The 16186-nt window shown below is 70.4% G+C and carries 11 protein-coding genes and 4 tRNA genes; 10 read left to right on the forward strand and 5 right to left on the reverse strand.

Going from position 1 to position 16186, the window contains the following annotated elements; all coding sequences use genetic code 11:
* The first annotated feature begins 133 nt into the window (after nt 1–133).
* The 4 genes from ACFV57_RS27595 to ACFV57_RS27610 all read left to right on the forward strand — a co-directional run bounded on the left by ACFV57_RS27595 (nt 134) and on the right by ACFV57_RS27610 (nt 2223).
* Nucleotides 134–1783, forward strand: coding sequence for a metallophosphoesterase (locus tag ACFV57_RS27595; RefSeq protein WP_385237833.1), 1650 nt, complete (start codon nt 134–136; stop codon nt 1781–1783).
* A 163-nt stretch (nt 1784–1946) separates the two neighbouring features.
* Nucleotides 1947–2019, forward strand: a tRNA-Glu gene (locus ACFV57_RS27600).
* Nucleotides 2020–2067: 48 nt separating this feature from the next.
* Nucleotides 2068–2142 (forward strand) — tRNA-Asp (locus ACFV57_RS27605).
* 4 nt (nt 2143–2146) lie between these two features.
* A tRNA-Phe gene (locus ACFV57_RS27610) sits at nt 2147–2223 on the forward strand.
* Between the two features lie 156 nt (nt 2224–2379).
* Here the strand turns inward: ACFV57_RS27610 and ACFV57_RS27615 are convergent.
* The gene (locus ACFV57_RS27615) at nt 2380–3504 is read right to left on the reverse strand and encodes an ABC transporter permease (protein ID WP_385237835.1); all 1125 of its coding nucleotides are present in this window, start codon (nt 3502–3504) and stop codon (nt 2380–2382) included.
* Nucleotides 3505–3768: 264 nt separating this feature from the next.
* Between ACFV57_RS27615 and hrpA the strand changes: the two genes are divergently transcribed.
* From hrpA to ACFV57_RS27630, 3 genes are all read left to right on the forward strand, one after another.
* Nucleotides 3769–7851, forward strand: coding sequence for an ATP-dependent RNA helicase HrpA (gene hrpA, locus ACFV57_RS27620; RefSeq protein ID WP_385237837.1), 4083 nt, complete (start codon nt 3769–3771; stop codon nt 7849–7851).
* A gap of 109 nt (nt 7852–7960) precedes the next feature.
* Nucleotides 7961–8035 (forward strand) — tRNA-Asp (locus ACFV57_RS27625).
* A 249-nt stretch (nt 8036–8284) separates the two neighbouring features.
* Nucleotides 8285–8614, forward strand: coding sequence for a DUF6274 family protein (locus ACFV57_RS27630; RefSeq protein ID WP_385237839.1), 330 nt, complete (start codon nt 8285–8287; stop codon nt 8612–8614).
* 505 nt (nt 8615–9119) lie between these two features.
* Here the strand turns inward: ACFV57_RS27630 and bldC are convergent.
* Together bldC and ACFV57_RS27640 are read right to left on the reverse strand one after the other, a co-directional pair.
* Nucleotides 9120–9326, reverse strand: coding sequence for a developmental transcriptional regulator BldC (gene bldC, locus ACFV57_RS27635; protein WP_003980577.1), 207 nt, complete (start codon nt 9324–9326; stop codon nt 9120–9122).
* 604 nt (nt 9327–9930) lie between these two features.
* Entirely contained in the window at nt 9931–10767 is an 837-nt protein-coding gene (locus ACFV57_RS27640) for a hypothetical protein (protein WP_385237841.1), read from the reverse strand.
* Nucleotides 10768–11030: 263 nt separating this feature from the next.
* On the opposite strand from ACFV57_RS27640, the gene ACFV57_RS27645 reads away from it, so the two are divergent.
* Nucleotides 11031–12149, forward strand: coding sequence for a Leu/Phe/Val dehydrogenase (locus tag ACFV57_RS27645; protein ID WP_385237843.1), 1119 nt, complete (start codon nt 11031–11033; stop codon nt 12147–12149).
* A 564-nt stretch (nt 12150–12713) separates the two neighbouring features.
* On the forward strand, nt 12714–12971 hold the full coding sequence (locus tag ACFV57_RS27650) for a DUF3073 domain-containing protein (protein ID WP_385237845.1): 258 nt from the start codon (nt 12714–12716) through the stop codon (nt 12969–12971).
* A gap of 110 nt (nt 12972–13081) precedes the next feature.
* Here the strand turns inward: ACFV57_RS27650 and purM are convergent, their stop codons facing one another.
* Together purM and purF are read right to left on the reverse strand one after the other, a co-directional pair.
* A complete protein-coding gene (gene purM / locus ACFV57_RS27655; RefSeq protein ID WP_385237847.1) occupies nt 13082–14176 on the reverse strand; it encodes a phosphoribosylformylglycinamidine cyclo-ligase in 1095 nt (364 codons plus the stop codon).
* Nucleotides 14177–14211: 35 nt separating this feature from the next.
* A complete protein-coding gene (gene purF, locus ACFV57_RS27660) occupies nt 14212–15771 on the reverse strand; it encodes an amidophosphoribosyltransferase (protein WP_385237849.1) in 1560 nt (519 codons plus the stop codon).
* A gap of 129 nt (nt 15772–15900) precedes the next feature.
* Here purF and ACFV57_RS27665 point away from each other — a divergent pair, with 129 nt between their 5' ends.
* On the forward strand, nt 15901–15990 hold the full coding sequence (locus tag ACFV57_RS27665; RefSeq protein ID WP_385237851.1) for a putative leader peptide: 90 nt from the start codon (nt 15901–15903) through the stop codon (nt 15988–15990).
* Nucleotides 15991–16186 lie beyond the last annotated feature (196 nt).

Raw genomic sequence — 16186 nt, forward strand, 5'->3', positions numbered from 1 at the left:
TGTCCGCCACGCCACCCGCACGGCAGCGGTAGCGCGCGACGCCGCCCCGGGAAGCGGCCCGCGCCCGCGCACCGGCCCGTACCGGGGCCCATTCCCGGGCATGGCGGGCGGGACGCCCGGGAATACGCGCCCAATGGCCCGTGTCGCGCCGCCCGGGGACTCCTCCCCCGGCTCCCCCGTGCTCCGGCTGCTCCGCGCCTCGCTCGGCCGGATACGGGGCTTTCCCGCCGCCCTCCTCCGCGACTACCGCTCCCACCACACCGCCCCCACCAGCACCCTCACCCACACCCCACACCCGTACGCCCGTGCTCTCGGCCTGATCGCCGTCACCCTCCTCGGGGCCTGGCTCGGGCTGCTGATCGTCGGCAGCATCCACGCTCCGGTGGGGCCGGTGGACACGAACATGACACTGCGCCCGTCGCTCTCCGGCGGCACGAAGATCAACGTCTCGCCGCTGGGCGCGCTGGAGCTGCGCAGCCACTACGCGCCGATCCGCCTCGACGTCGATGTCGACCAGCTGGACCCCGTGCGGTCCCAGGCCCTGGTCGACCACCCCGAACGGTTCGCCGGCCTCCAGGAGCAGGTCACCCGCGACGTCGTCAGCGGCGCCGGGACCCTCGCCTTCCGGTCCTGCGTCGCGGTGGTCTCCGGCGCCACCGCACTGGGCCTGGCCGTCTACCGCAGGCCGCGCCGCGCGCTGGCCGCCGGCGGACTGGCGCTCGCGCTGCTGGCCTCGTCGGGCGCCGCCGCGTACGCCACCTGGAATCCGAAGTCCGTCCTGGAACCGAAGTTCTCCGGACTGCTGTCCTCGGCGCCCTCGGTGGTCGGCAACGCCCGCAACATCGTCAGCGAGTTCGACGTCTACCAGCGGGAGTTGGCCCGCCTGGTGACAAACGTGACCAAGCTGTACGAAGCCACCTCGACCCTGCCCGCGTACGAGCCCGACCCCACCACGATCCGCGTGCTGCACGTCTCCGACATCCATCTGAACCCGGCGGCCTGGCAGATCATCAAGTCGCTGGTCAAGCAGTACAAGATCGACGTCATCATCGACACCGGCGACACCATGGACCACGGCTCGGCCGCCGAGAACGCCTTCCTGGACCCGGTCGCCACGCTCGGCGCGCCGTACGTGTGGGTGCGCGGCAACCACGACTCCGCCACGACGCAGAAGTACCTGGCCACCCGCAAGAACACCACGGTCCTCGACGGGGGCCGGGCCGTCGATGTCGGCGGGCTGCGTATCGCGGGCGTCGGCGACCCGCAGTTCACGCCGGACCGCTCGGTCGTCGCGGAAGGCGACTTCTCCGAGCGCACGGCGGGCGGCAGGCTGGCCGACTCGCTCCGTACGCAGCGGCTCGCGGGCACCCCTGTGGACATCGCGCTGGCGCACAACCCGGTGGCGGCGACCGAGGCGGACGGCCTGGCCCCGCTGGCCCTCGCCGGGCACATCCACCACCGCGAGAACAGTGTGCTCCCCCGTGGCACCCGGCTGATGGTCGAGGGCTCCACGGGTGGGGGCGGGCTGCGCGCGGTGCAGGGCAAGAAGCCCGCGCCCGTACAGGCGTCCGTCCTCTACCTGGACCGCAGGACCCGGCTGCTCCAGGCGTGGGACGAGATCACGCTCGGCGGGCTCGGGCTGTCGAAGGCCGAGGTCAGCCGCCACCTGCCGCAGGGGAACCGGCCGGGTGCCACGCCGTCGCCGGACACCGGGTCCCCGGGCGCGCGCTCCCCGAAGGCCTCCTCGTCCCCGCCCGGCACGCCCTCCCCAGGCTCCCCGTAGGCCCGCGGGGTGGCCGGGCCGCACAGCTGTACGCCCGTCCCGGCCACCCCGGCGAGTCCCTCGCCGGGGGACTCGAACAAACCGTTTTGGCGAACGGTCCCTGCATCCCATATGCTTCTCACGTCCCCGACGGCGCCCCACAAGGCACCAAGGCGGGCCATCAGCCCTCATCGTCTAGTGGCCCAGGACGCCGCCCTTTCAAGGCGGTAGCACGGGTTCGAATCCCGTTGGGGGCACGCATTACCGTGTGCGAGACTAGGTACGCCTGATCTCGCACAGTGCAAGGTCCTGTGGAGCAGTTTGGAGTGCTCGCCACCCTGTCAAGGTGGAGGCCGCGGGTTCAAATCCCGTCAGGACCGCTGTGGCTGGGTAGCTCAGTTGGTACGAGCGATCGCCTGAAAAGCGATAGGTCGCCGGTTCGACCCCGGCCCCAGCCACCAGCAGTGGGAAAAGGCCCCGATCTTCGGATCGGGGCCTTTTTCATTGTCCGCTTTCGTCGTCGGCTTTCGTCGTCCGGGCGGTTCGTCCCGGGACCGGGACCCGGGCGGGCGTACCGGGGCCGGTGGTCCCGCCAGGGGTTCCGGCCCCGCGCCACATCAGGCGCCCGGCGCGCCCGCCGCGTCCTGCGGGCCCGGCCCGCCCGCCTTGTGCGCGCCCGACGTGAGCGCGCCCACCTCGCGCCCGCCGGGGTGCCGGTGCCGCCAGGTCCAGAAGACCGCGCACGAGACCAGCGCCCAGCCCGCCAGCACCAGGAACGGGAAGACGTGCTGCGAGCCGCCGAAGTAGACGGCCGTGTGCTGCGCGTTGACCGAGGCGCCCGGCGGCAGCCAGCGGCCGATGTGCCCGAGGACGGACGGCAGCAGCGGCCAGGAGACCGCGCCGCCCGAGGACGGGTTGCCCAGCAGCACCATCAGGCCCCACGTGGGGATCATCGCCCAGCGCCCGATCAGGGTGTTGAACATCGTGAAGACCATGCCGGACGTGAACATCGTCAGCGCCAGGATCAGCCAGGACTCCACGAAGGGCAGGTCGAGCGCGCCCAGCAGCCAGTCGACGACCGCGGCGATCGCGAAGGCGCCCAGCAGCGCGTACAGCACGGTGAAGGCGATCCGTTCCAGCGGGTTGAGGCCGCGCGCGTGCACGCTCAGCTGGATGGCGCCCACGAACCCGATGATCACCGCGGCCAGCGAGATGTAGAAGAGGGCGAGCCCGCGCGGGTCGCCCTCCTGGAGCGGCTTGAGGTCCTTGACCTCGACCGGTACGCCGACGGCCTGACCCACCTTGGGACCCGCCTGTTCGAGTACCTGCGCCACCTGGGCGCCCGCCGCCCCCGCCACGTCCAGCTCCACGCCCTTGTCCCGCACCCGCAGGATCGCGAAGACCTCCTGTTCCTCGATGCCCTCCTTGGCTGCGGCGAAGGAGTCGTACTCGTGCAGCTGGAGGGAGGCGTTCAGGGCCTTTTCCATGCCGGCGGCGAAGGCCTTGCCGTGCGGGGAGTCCGGCGGGCCGACGACGGCGGTCGGGATGTGCCGCGGGGTCGGGTTGGCCATGGTGTACGTGTACGAGCCCGCGAAGAGGCCGGCGGCGATGGCGAGGATGAAGACCAGCACGGTGGCGGGCAGGAACGGCGACTTCTTGAAGGCGGTCCATCTCTCGGCCGCGGTGGGGGGCCGTCCGTGGGCGCCGTGCGGCTGGGGGTGGTCACCGTGCTGATCAGACATAAGGCCACGCTAAAGCACCTAACCCGGACATTCTCCTAGTGGTCGGCCCACTGTGCGAAGAGGGCGGCGGGGGGTGTGGGGCGGGATTCCCGGCGTGTCCGACGGAAGTTCCGGGGCGTTCCGGCGAAGGTTCGCGGGACGTACGGCGCAGATCCCGGGCCCGTACGAGAAGGCTTCCGGGGCCGTACGGCGGCCCGTACCCGCGTCCGCCCGGCCGCAATTCGTTCGCCACCGTATTCACGGAGGTGAGATCCTGGGTTGCGTATGTCCAGTCAGCCTGCCTCCGCCCGGCCCGACGGTGCCGCCCCCACTGTGCCCGCTCTCCTGGAGCGGCTGCCCGAGCTGATGCTGCGCGACCAGCAGCGGCTGGGGCGCCGGCTCGACGGCGCGCGCCGGATTCGTAAGCCCGAGGCCCGCGCGGCCGTGCTCGCCGAGATCGACGCCGGGATCGGGGAGGCGGAGCTGCGGGTCGAGCAGCGCCGCGCCGCGGTGCCCGCGATCGCGTATCCGGAGCAGCTGCCGGTCAGCCAGAAGAAGGACGAGATCCTGGAGGCGATACGCGACCACCAGGTCGTGATCGTCGCGGGCGAGACCGGGTCCGGCAAGACGACCCAGATCCCGAAGATCTGTCTGGAGCTGGGCCGCGGCGTACGGGGGCTGATCGGGCACACCCAGCCGCGCCGGATCGCGGCCCGCACGGTCGCCGAGCGGGTCGCCGAGGAGCTGAAGAGCCCGCTGGGCGAGGCGGTCGGCTGGAAGGTGCGCTTCACCGACCAGGTCGGCTCCGAGACCCTCGTGAAGCTGATGACGGACGGCATCCTGCTCGCGGAGATCCAGACCGACCGCGAGCTGCGCCAGTACGACACGATCATCATCGACGAGGCCCACGAGCGCAGCCTCAACATCGACTTCATCCTCGGGTACCTGGCGCAGCTGCTGCCCCGGCGGCCGGACCTGAAGGTCGTCATCACCTCCGCGACCATCGATCCGGAGCGCTTCGCCCGGCACTTCGGCTCGTTCGCCGCCGTGCGGGCGGACGCGAACGGGAAGCGGGACGAGGGCGGCAGGGCCGACGACGGCGGGACGGACGCCGCCCCCGGCGCGCCGATCGTCGAGGTCTCCGGCCGTACGTACCCGGTCGAGGTCCGCTACCGCCCGCTCCTGGAGGAGGGCGGCACCGACAGCGACCGCGACCAGATCACCGCGATCTGCGACGCCGTGGACGAGCTGCGCGGCGAGGGCCCCGGCGACATCCTGGTCTTCCTCTCCGGCGAGCGCGAGATCCGCGACACGGCGGACGCGCTCAACAAGAAGAACCTGCCGCAGACCGAGGTGCTGCCGCTGTACGCGCGCCTGTCGCACGCCGAGCAGCACCGCGTCTTCCAGCGGCACACCGGCCGCCGGATCGTGCTCGCGACCAACGTCGCGGAGACCTCGCTGACCGTGCCGGGCATCCGGTACGTGATCGACCCCGGCATGGCCCGGATCTCCCGGTACAGCTACCGCACCAAGGTCCAGCGGCTGCCGATCGAGCCCGTCTCGCAGGCCAGCGCCAACCAGCGCAAGGGCCGCTGCGGCCGTACCAGCGACGGCATCTGCATCCGGCTGTATTCGGAGGAGGACTTCCTCGCCCGGCCGGAGTTCACCGACGCCGAGATCCTGCGGACGAACCTGGCCTCCGTCATCCTGCAGATGACCGCGGCCGGCCTCGGCGACATCGAGAAGTTCCCGTTCATCGACCCGCCGGACCGCCGCAACATCAAGGACGGCGTCGACCTGCTGCACGAGCTCGGCGCGCTCGACCCGAAGCAGAAGGACCCCAAGAAGCGGCTCACCCAGATGGGGCGCAAGCTGGCCCAGCTGCCGGTGGACCCGCGGCTGGCCCGGATGGTGCTGGAGGCCGACCGCAACGGCTGCGTACGCGAAGTCATGGTGATCGCGGCGGCCCTGTCCATCCAGGACCCGCGCGAGCGGCCCGCCGACAAGCAGCAGCAGGCCGATCAGCAGCACGCCCGTTTCAAGGACGAGACCGGTGACTTCCTGGCGTACCTGAACCTGTGGCGGTACGTGCGCGAACAGCAGAAGGCGCTGTCGTCGTCGGCGTTCCGCCGCATGTGCCGGAGCGAGTTCCTGAACTACCTGCGCATACGCGAGTGGCAGGACATCTACTCGCAGCTGCGTACGGTCGCCAAGACGATGGGGGTCCACCTCAGCGAGCAGGACGCGGCGCCCGACCACATCCACACCTCCCTGCTGTCCGGTTTGCTTTCGCACATCGGACTGAAGGACACCGACGCCAAGAACGAGTACCTGGGCGCCCGCAGCGCGAAGTTCGCGGTCTTCCCCGGCTCGGCGCTCTTCAAGAAGCCCCCGCGCTGGATCATGTCCGCCGAGCTGGTCGAGACCTCCCGCCTGTGGGCGCGGGTGAACGCCAAGATCGAGCCCGAGTGGATCGAGCCGCTGGCCCAGCACCTGGTGAAGCGGACGTACAGCGAGCCGCACTGGGAACAGAAGATGGCCGCGGTGATGGCGTACGAGCGGGTGACGCTGTACGGCGTGCCGATCGTCGCCCAGCGGAAGGTGAACTACGGGCGGATCGATCCGGAGACCTCCCGGGACCTGTTCATCCGCAACGCCCTGGTCGAGGGCGACTGGCGCACCCACCACCAGTTCTTCCACGACAACCGCAAGCTGCTCGGCGAGGTCGAGGAGCTGGAGCACCGGGCCCGCCGGCGCGACATCCTCGTGGACGACGAGACGCTCTTCGACTTCTACGACCAGCGGCTGCCCGAACACGTCGTTTCGGGTGCCCACTTCGACTCGTGGTGGAAGAAGAAGCGGCATGACGAGCCGGAACTGCTCAACTTCGAGCACTCCATGCTCATCAACGAGTCCGCCGAGGCCGTCACCAAGGACGACTACCCGGATTCCTGGCGGCAGGGAAAGCTGAAGTTCCGCGTCACGTACCAGTTCGAGCCGGGTGCGGACGCGGACGGCGTGACCGTCCATATCCCCCTCCAGGTGCTCAACCAGGTCACGTCCGAAGGCTTCGACTGGCAGATTCCGGGCCTGCGCGAGCAGTTGGTGACCGAACTGATCCGTTCGCTGCCCAAACCGATCCGCCGCAACTACGTACCGGCACCGAACTTCGCCGCCCGCTTCCTGGACTCGACCGTGCCCCTCCAGGGCTCGCTGATCACCTCCCTGGCCGCCGGGCTCCAGCGGATGGTCGGCGTCCCGGTCGACCCGGCCGACTTCGACCCGGCCAGGGTCCCCGACCATCTGAAGATCACGTTCCGGGTGATCGACGAACGCCGCCGCAAGCTGGCCGAGGCCAAGGACCTCGAAGCACTGCGCCTGCGCCTCAAGCCGAAGACGCAGGCGGCCCTCAGCAAGGCCTTCGCCCAGGCCGCCGAGCGGCCCCCGAAGGACGGCGCGTCCGGGGGCGGCGCGGCGCCGGCCGGCCTGGAACAGCGCACCGGCCTGACCTCCTGGACGCTCGGCACCCTGCCCCGCACGTTCGAGACCCGGCGCGGGGGCCAGCCGCTGAAGGCGTACCCGGCGCTGGTCGACGAGGGCACGAGCGTCGCCGTACGCCTCTTCGACACCGAGGCGGAGCAGCGGACGGCGATGTGGACCGGCACCCGCCGGCTGATTTTGCTGAACATTCCGAGCAACCCAGCCAAGTTCGCGCAGGGCAAGCTGACCAACCAGCAGAAACTGGCCCTGTCGGCGAACCCCCACGGCTCCATACAGGCCCTCTTCGAGGACTGTGTGACCGCCGCCGCCGACCGGCTGATCGCCGCGCACGGCGGACCGGCCTGGGACGAGGAGTCCTTCCGCAAGCTCTTCGACGCGGTGCGCGCCGACCTGGTGGACGCCACGATGAAGACGGTCCAGCAGGTCCGGGAGGTGCTGGCGGCATGGCAGGCGTGCGAGCGCCGCCTCAAGGCCACCTCCTTCCCCTCGCTGCTCCCGTCCCTCACGGACATCAAGGAGCAGCTGGCCGCCCTCGTCGGCCCCGGCTTCGTGACCGCGCACGGCGCGAAGCGCCTGCCGGACCTCATGCGCTACCTGGTCGCCGTGGACCGCCGCCTCCAGCAGCTCCCCAACAACGCCGAACGGGACCGCTCCCGTATGGCGAAGGTCAAGGAGATGCAGGACGAGTACGCGTGGCTGCTGGAGCAGTACCCCCAGGGGCGGCCGGTGCCGGTCGAGGCGCGGGAGATCCGCTGGATGATCGAGGAGCTGCGGGTGAGCTACTTCGCGCACGCGCTCGGCACGGCGTACCCGGTCTCCGACAAGCGGATCGTGAAGGCCGTGGACGCGGCGGTGCCCAAGGCGTGAGCGGCCTCGGGGCCCCTCCCGGCGTCCTACCGGGACCGAGTTCGACCGCACCCCCTGACCTGCTGTAGAGTCTTGCTTCGCAGCACCGCGCAAGCGGAAGCCGCACCAAGGTCCTGTGGAGCAGTTTGGAGTGCTCGCCACCCTGTCAAGGTGGAGGCCGCGGGTTCAAATCCCGTCAGGACCGCATTCATCGGCCCGCGCCCCTTCTGGGACGCGGGCCGATTGCGTTGCCCCGATTCCCCGGAAAGCTCGCGGTTGCCTCCGGGGCACGGGCCGTTTGCGCCGACCTGTGGTGGGGGAGTGTGGACGGGAGCGGCGCTCCACCCGCGGCCGGAAGGTCCGGGCCCTACGGGTCCGGGCCGATGCGCGTATTGACTGGGGCACGTACCACCGGTAGTCACGGGGAAGGGCGCGGGGCCGGGAGGAGCGTGCGATGTCGACAGCCGCCAGGCACGAGACCAGAGCACTGCTGCGGGCCCACCTGTCGGCCGCCACGGGGTATCGCCACCTGACCCGCCACTGCCCCGTCTGCGCCCGCCTCCTGCGGCTCGCCATGGAGCCCCGTGACCGGGCCGCCGGCGCCCCGGCCGCCGACTCCGGCGCCCGGACGTCCGTGAAGCCCTCCAGGGGGCCCTCCAGGGCCTCTGAGGCGTCACCGCGCACGGACCCGGCGTCTCCCGAAGCTCCGTCGGCAGCGCCTTGCGCGTCGGCCGCGAAGGGCGCAGAGGAGGCCGCCGGGGACCAAAGTCCCCCGGCCCGGTGACCAACGGCGCCTTCCCCACCGCCCCCGCGGTGGGAGGCTGTTGAGGGAACGGCGGCGCGCGGGCCTTCTATCGCAGCGGCGCCGACGCCACAACCTTCCCGGCCTGTGACGGGTGTCACCGGACGGGTTTCAGGAACCGGGAATCTTACGGCCGCCCTACACCCGGTCAATTTAATATGTGCAATTGCACCGCCCGCCCGGCAGTCCTTGGACTGGACCGGAGAACAGCGGGGGTCCGCCCTCGGCGGCCCCCGCGGGCGGTGTCCAGCCGGCCGGGGCGGACCGGCACGCGGGGCCCGGTGCGCGCAAAAAAGATCGCGCTGGACCCGGCGGAGTCCAGCGCGATCGATGACGTACCCAGATGGTGCGGGTGTGGGGCCTGTTGGGGCAGGCTCCGCGTCGTATGGAGCTGTGTGGTGCTAGGTGGTGCGGTGCGAAGCCGGGTGGGGCTCCACTGGCCGAGTCCGGGTTGGGGGACCCGAAAACAGCACGGTTATGCGGTTGTTCAGGATTCGCTGCGCTGCTGCGGAATGCCCGCGAGCAGTGCGCGAACCTCGGCCTCGCGGTAGCGCCGGTGTCCTCCGAGCGTGCGGATGGACGTGAGCTTGCCTGCCTTGGCCCAGCGGGTCACCGTCTTCGGGTCCACGCGGAACATCGTGGCGACCTCGGCGGGGGTAAGCAGCGGCTCGGCGTCAGGGGTGCGAGCGGTCATGAGCGGCCTCCTCGGGAGAACCGAACCATCACGGTTCTTTCCTCTAAATTCTGCACCTTGACCCGCGTTGCCCGAAATGGCGGACGCGGGCCGAGTCGGTTATAGGACGAACGGCTTGTCCTCGGCACTACAACTACACCATCTGTCCAGCCACGTCGGCCAAACCGATGGAATTGCCCTCTCAGGTGTTCAACCTCGGCGGAAGCCGATGGACTATGCCATAGCGGACAGTCACACCACCGTGACGATCAGTCACACGGTGATCAGCCGCCATCAGACCCACCAAGGAGCGCAATACCGAACTATCCGCCCTTAGTAGGGCGGAAGGAGCCCTTGTCAGGCTCCTTGTCCTATTTTGGCACGAGGGTATGGCTTGGCCGCAAGGCCCGAAGTCAGTGCTTTAGGTCACGCTTGAGGCAATCGCCCGGATCGGGACCTACGTCCCACGAACTCCGTCTCAGTAGTGTGCACGAGCCTCGCGGGCCGCAGATCATTTTGTCGTCCCGCGCGCACGGTTGGTCACCACCCGAGCCCGTACGGACCATCCGCGACACCCGTACGCGGCCCGGACCCGCCCCTGCGAACCCCTCCGGCCACGCCCGCCTCAGCTGGCGAACTGACGCTCCCGCACCTCGCGCCACCGGTCCGACAGCTTCTCGTACGCCTCGCCGGCCCGGTCGCTGTCGCCCTCGCGCAGCGCCGCCAGCCCCTCCGCCACCTCAGCGGCCGACCGGTCCTCGGCGAGCTGCCCCTCGGGCACCGCGTGCACCAGCCCGCCGTAGTCCAGCTCCACCAGCGCCCGCGGATGGAACTCCTCCAGCCAGCGGCCCACATCCACCAGGCCGTCGATCAACGGCCCCTCCTCCAGGGAGTCCCGCAGCGTCCGCAGGCCCCGCGCCACCCGGCGCCGCGCCTGCACCATGGGCGTCCGGTAGCGCAGCACCGGCCCGTGCTCGCTCTTGGTGTACTCCCGCTCGTCATCCCCGAAGAGCGCGAACCAGCGCACCGGAACGTGCCAGGTCGCGGTGCGGATCCAGGGCCGGGCGTCCGGATTGCGCTCCAGCCACTCCTCGTAGTCCGCGGCCGCCTGGCGCCGCACCACCGGGGGCAGCGCCGCGTCCAGCACGGGCGCCGGAAGCAGCTCGGACAGCTCCTCCAGGGCCTGCCAGCCGCGCAGCCGCGTCCGCCAGGGACACACACACGTCACACCATCCACGACCGCGACGAAGGCGTCGCTGCTCTCGTGGACCGGGACCGGCACCGGCGGAGTGGGCAGCAAATCGGCCAGAGACCGCCGAAGTTCGTCCTGAACCGAGGGGGTCTCGGCGCGCCGGGCGTAGCGCGCCCAGTAGGAGCGCTCCGGCTCGGGGAACGCCGCGAGCGGCTCGTAGACCCGTAGATATGCCGCGTACGGGACCATCACCGATGACGCCTGAGCCACGCCCGCTCCTTTGATTCCTTCAACGTGACGTCCGCAGAACAACCGCAAAGAATGGCAAAGAGGTGCAAAGTGCCGGGAGTTGGCTCGCGCCGCCCGGCTCGGGATACGGCAAATCGTCCCACGCCCGTCCCCCAGGAGAGGGTGATCCTCCGCACTGCACCGATCAGCGCGCCCCTCAGGTCTTACTCTCTTCCCGACCGGCCCTCCCGCCCTCCCGCCGCCACAAGCACGAGGGAGCCACCGGAGGGCGTCCTCCGCGACTTATGGGAGTCACCACCGTGACCGACGTACGTCCTACCGCCGTCAGTGCCGACGGCGGCGTCCTGCACACCCTGTTCCGCTCCGAGCAGGGTGGCCACGAGCAAGTCGTCCTCTGCCAGGACCGCGCCAGCGGCCTGCGGGCCGTCATCGCCATCCACGACACCGCCCTGGGCCCGGCCCTCGGCGGCACCCGTTTCCACGCGTACGCCTCCGAGGAGGAGGCCGTGCTGGACGCCCTCAACCTCTCCCGTGGCATGTCGTACAAGAACGCCCTCGCCGGCCTCGACCACGGCGGCGGCAAGGCAGTGATCATCGGCGACCCCGAACTGATCAAGACCGAAGAACTCCTGCTCGCGTACGGCCGGTTCGTGGCTTCCCTCGGGGGCCGCTATGTGACCGCCTGCGACGTCGGTACGTACGTCGCGGACATGGACGTCGTCGCCCGCGCCAACAAGTGGACCACCGGCCGCTCGCCCGAGAACGGCGGCGCCGGCGACTCCTCGGTGCTGACCGCCTTCGGCGTCTTCCAGGGGATGCGCGCCTCGGCGCAGCACCTGTGGGGCGACCCGACGCTGCGCGGCCGCACGGTCGGCGTCGCGGGCGTCGGCAAGGTGGGCCACCACCTCGTCGAACACCTCCTCCAGGACGGCGCGGAGGTCGTGATCACGGATGTGCGCGCCGAGTCGATCGAGCGCGTCCGGTCCCGCCACCCGCAGGTCCGGGTGGCCGCGGACACCGGGACGCTGATCCGCACCGAGGGCCTGGACGTGTACGCGCCGTGCGCCCTCGGCGGCGCTCTGAACGACGAGTCGGTGCCGGCGCTGACCGCCAAGGTGGTCTGCGGCGCGGCCAACAACCAGCTGGCACACCCCGGTGTCGAGAAGGATCTTTCCGACCGCGGAGTCCTCTACGCGCCGGACTACGTGGTCAACGCCGGTGGCGTGATCCAGGTGGCCGACGAGCTGCACGGTTTCGACTTCGACCGCTGCAAGACCAAGGCGGCGAAGATCTTCGACACCACACTGGCGATATTCGCTCGTGCGAAGGAGGACGGTATTCCGCCCGCCGCGGCGGCGGACCGGCTGGCCGAACAGCGCATGGCGGACGCCCGGCGGGCCTGACACGCCCGGCGCCCGCGCTCCGGCGGCGCCGCCGACCCGGCCGGACCGATCGGTTCAGGCCATTTTTCCAGCCGGTTGTGGCGAAGGTCCCGACCGATTCCGCTCGCGAATGTCCACCAATGCTCGGGTCCGACCGAAGCCGATCGCGATCCGATCACGTTCTCGGAAGGGCCCGAGAGGGCCCGTACGGCCCTACGGATGCCCCGCCGGTCACGGACCGTACCGGCGGCCGTCACGTACCGTACGGAAAAGGCGCGGCGGAGCGCTCGCGTGACGATCTCCGGGCGCTCCGTAAGGGATCACGGGTGGTGAAGGAGACATCCCTCACCACCCGTCGGCGGGTCGCCGGACCGGACAGGTTAAAATCGCAGCTGACCAGCGGGGACGGGGCGCCCTGCCGGTCCTGCCGAGCGGTCGGTGATGCGGGCGACGTACCGTATGGCCGCGGAAGCAGGTACCGTTGAAGCCCTACGGGCCGGTCTCTCTGTCGAGAGTCCGCTCTGAATCATGAACGCGTGTCAAGACTCTGGGGCCGTCGAGCCCCGTCGTTGAGGGGGTCGAGCCATGGGGCGCGGCCGGGCCAAGGCCAAGCAGACGAAGGTCGCCCGCCAGCTGAAGTACAACAGCGGTGGGACTGATCTCTCACGCCTGGCCGAAGAGCTGGGTGCATCGCCGCAACAGCCGGCACAGCAGCCGCCGAACGGCGAGCCGTTCGAGGATGACGAGGACGACGACCCGTACGCGCGGTACGCCGACCTTTACAACCACGACGACGATGACGAGGACGAGGGCAACTCGTCCCAGCAGCGTCGTCGCGCCTGACGTACGACGTCTCCTCTGTCGTACGTGCACGGTGTGCACAGCATTTCCACGGACCCGGTCCGGGGTAGCCACCTCGGACCGGGTTCTGTGCTGCCCTGACGCGGGCCGGCTCAGGCGGAATAGTCACCGGTCAGGGTCACTGCCTCGGTGTGCTCACCGCGCTCGACGATCTCGCCGCCGACCCAGGCGTCCACGCCGCGGTCCGCGAGGGTGGCCAGGGCCACGTCCACCGACTCCTGCGGGACGACGGCCATCATGCCGACGCCCATGTTCAGGGTCTTCTCCAGCTCCAGCCGCTCGACGTCGCCGGCCCTGCCGACCAGGTCGAAGATCGCGCCCGGGGTCCAGGTGGACCGGTCGACGGTGGCGTGCAGGCCGTCCGGGATGACCCGGGCGAGGTTGTTGGCCAGGCCGCCGCCGGTGATGTGCGAGAAGGCGTGCACCTCGGCCGTACGGGTCAGCGCCAGGCAGTCCAGCGAGTAGATCTTCGTGGGCTCCAGCAGCTCCTCGCCGAGGGTGCGGCCGAGCTCCTCGACCCGCTGGTCCAGGGACATCCCGGCCCGGTCGAACAGCACGTGCCGGACGAGCGAGTACCCGTTCGAGTGAAGTCCGGAGGACTCCATCGCGATGACGACGTCACCCTTACGGATACGATCCGCGCCCAGCACCCGGTCCGCCTCGACGACGCCCGTACCGGCGCCCGCGACGTCGAAGTCGTCCGCCCCGAGCAGGCCGGGGTGCTCGGCGGTCTCCCCGCCGACCAGCGCGCAGCCTGCCAGCACACAGCCCTCGGCGATGCCCTTGACGATCGCCGCGACCCGCTCCGGGTAGACCTTGCCGACGCAGATGTAGTCGGTCATGAACAACGGCTCGGCCCCGCAGACGACCAGGTCGTCCACGACCATGCCGACCAGGTCGTGGCCGATCGTGTCGTACACGCCCATCCGGCGGGCGATGTCGACCTTGGTGCCGACACCGTCGGTGGCCGAGGCGAGCAGCGGCCGCTCGTACCGCTTGAGGGCCGAGGCGTCGAAGAGGCCGGCGAACCCGCCGAGGCCGCCGACGACCTCGGGGCGGGTGGCCTTCTTGACCCACTGCTTCATCAGGTCGACGGCGCGGTCGCCCGCTTCGATGTCCACGCCCGCTGCTGCGTAGCTGGCGCTGGTGCCCGCGTGCTGGGCACGCTCAAAAGACTCGGCAGACATGGCGTTGAGATCTTTCCTGTCGGTGTGTACGAGCTCTACGGGCGGCGCAGCGCGTCGGCGCCGCCGACCCCTGCCGTCAGCGTCTCGACGCCGTCCAGGTCCGGCTTGGCCGTGCCCGCGGTCTCCGACTCCAGGAGGTGCTTGCCCAGCAGCTCCGGGTCGGGGAGATCGACCGGGTACTGGCCGTCGAAGCACGCCCGGCACAGGTCCGGCTTGGCGATCGTGGTCGACTCGATCATTCCGTCGATCGAGATGTACGACAGCGAGTCGGCGCCCAGCGACGTGCCGATCTCGTCCACGGTCAGACCGTTGGCGATCAGCTCGGCGCGGGTGGCGAAGTCGATGCCGTAGAAACACGGCCACTTGATCGGCGGCGAGGAGATCCGGATGTGGACCTCGGCGGCGCCGGCCTCGCGCAGCATCCGGACCAGGGCGCGCTGGGTGTTGCCGCGGACGATCGAGTCGTCGACGACCACCAGGCGCTTGCCGCGGATGACTTCCTTGAGCGGGTTGAGCTTGAGCCGGATGCCGAGCTGGCGGATGGTCTGCGAGGGCTGGATGAAGGTCCGGCCGACGTAGGAGTTCTTGACCAGTCCGACGCCGTACGGGATGCCACTGGCCTCGGCGTAGCCGACCGCGGCCGGGGTGCCGGACTCCGGGGTCGCTATGACGAGGTCGGCTTCCGCGGGGGCCTCGGCGGCCAGCCTGCGGCCCATCTCCACCCGGGAGAGGTACACGTTGCGGCCCGCGATGTCGGTGTCGGGGCGGGCCAGGTAGACGTACTCGAAGACACAGCCCTTGGGCTTCGCCTCGGCGAAGCGGGAGCTGCGCAGGCCGTTCTCGTCGACGGCGATCATCTCGCCCGGCTCGATCTCGCGGATGAAGCTGGCACCGCAGATGTCCAGGGCGGCCGTCTCGGAGGCCACCACCCAGCCGCGCTCCAGGCGGCCGAGGACCAGCGGGCGGATGCCCTGCGGGTCACGGGCGGCGTACAGCGTGTGCTCGTCCATGAAGCACAGCGAGAAGGCGCCCATGACCTTGGGAAGGACGCGCGGCGCGGCCTCCTCGACGGTCAGCGGCTTGCCGTCCTCGTCGACCTGGCCGGCCAGCAGGGCCGTCACGAGGTCGGTGTCGTTGGTCGCCGCGACCTGGGTCGCACGGCCGCCCTCACGGGGCAGCGCGGCGACCATCTCGGCGAGTTCGGCGGTGTTGACCAGGTTGCCGTTGTGACCCAGGGCGATCGAGCCGTGCGCGGTCGCACGGAACGTCGGCTGGGCGTTCTCCCACACCGAGGCACCGGTGGTGGAGTAGCGGGCGTGGCCCACGGCGATGTGGCCCTGGAGGGAACCGAGGGATGTCTCGTCGAAGACCTGGGAAACCAGGCCCATGTCCTTGAATACGAGGATTTGGGAGCCGTTGCTCACTGCGATGCCCGCGGACTCCTGTCCGCGGTGCTGCAGGGCATACAGCCCGAAATAGGTGAGTTTGGCGACCTCTTCACCCGGAGCCCAGACACCGAAGACGCCACATGCGTCCTGGGGGCCCTTCTCGCCGGGGAGCAGGTCGTGGCTGAGTCGTCCGTCACCACGTGGCACAGCACCGAGTCTAGGGCAGGTCCGCGATTCATCCGAACCGGGGAGCGAACCGGGGCGGTGTCCGGCGGCACCGGCCCAGTTGGCCGAATGCTTGACGTGAGCACCTGGTCACGGACAGGATCACGCTCCATGCAGAGCCCGCAGCCCCTGGTGCGGCGCCGCCACGTCGACCTCGGTCGCGTCGCCAGCGCCATCTGTCGCCGCGTGCGGCGCGGCTGAGCGCCGCTTTTCCCCGCGTTCGTCTTCACGTTCTCTGCACGCGAGGCCCGGTCCGTGCGCCACGGATTCCGGTGCGCGCCCCTCGGTCACCCCACGGCCTTCCCCCGGTCACCGCGGTAACCCTCCGGTCCCGTACGGCCGCCGTACGGGACCGGGGTGAGATGCGCCACTCGACTTTCGGCGGGTGGTGTTCCGG

Origin of the sequence: Streptomyces sp. NPDC059788, assembly GCF_042732265.1 — a bacterium.
In the GTDB taxonomy this organism is placed as follows: domain Bacteria; phylum Actinomycetota; class Actinomycetes; order Streptomycetales; family Streptomycetaceae; genus Streptomyces.

Bases quoted from the DNA above. Each gene is read 5' to 3' on its own strand.
- bldC (WP_003980577.1), bottom strand. From the start codon at position 9,326: ATGACCGCTCGCACCCCTGACGCCGAGCCGCTGCTTACCCCCGCCGAG.
- ACFV57_RS27665 (WP_385237851.1), top strand. From the start codon at position 15,901: ATGCAGAGCCCGCAGCCCCTGGTGCGGCGCCGCCACGTCGACCTCGGT.
- ACFV57_RS27595 (WP_385237833.1), top strand. From the start codon at position 134: ATGGCCCGTGTCGCGCCGCCCGGGGACTCCTCCCCCGGCTCCCCCGTG.
- ACFV57_RS27630 (WP_385237839.1), top strand. From the start codon at position 8,285: ATGTCGACAGCCGCCAGGCACGAGACCAGAGCACTGCTGCGGGCCCAC.
- purM (WP_385237847.1), bottom strand. From the start codon at position 14,176: ATGTCTGCCGAGTCTTTTGAGCGTGCCCAGCACGCGGGCACCAGCGCC.
- ACFV57_RS27645 (WP_385237843.1), top strand. From the start codon at position 11,031: ATGGGAGTCACCACCGTGACCGACGTACGTCCTACCGCCGTCAGTGCC.
- ACFV57_RS27615 (WP_385237835.1), bottom strand. From the start codon at position 3,504: ATGTCTGATCAGCACGGTGACCACCCCCAGCCGCACGGCGCCCACGGA.
- hrpA (WP_385237837.1), top strand. From the start codon at position 3,769: ATGTCCAGTCAGCCTGCCTCCGCCCGGCCCGACGGTGCCGCCCCCACT.
- ACFV57_RS27650 (WP_385237845.1), top strand. From the start codon at position 12,714: ATGGGGCGCGGCCGGGCCAAGGCCAAGCAGACGAAGGTCGCCCGCCAG.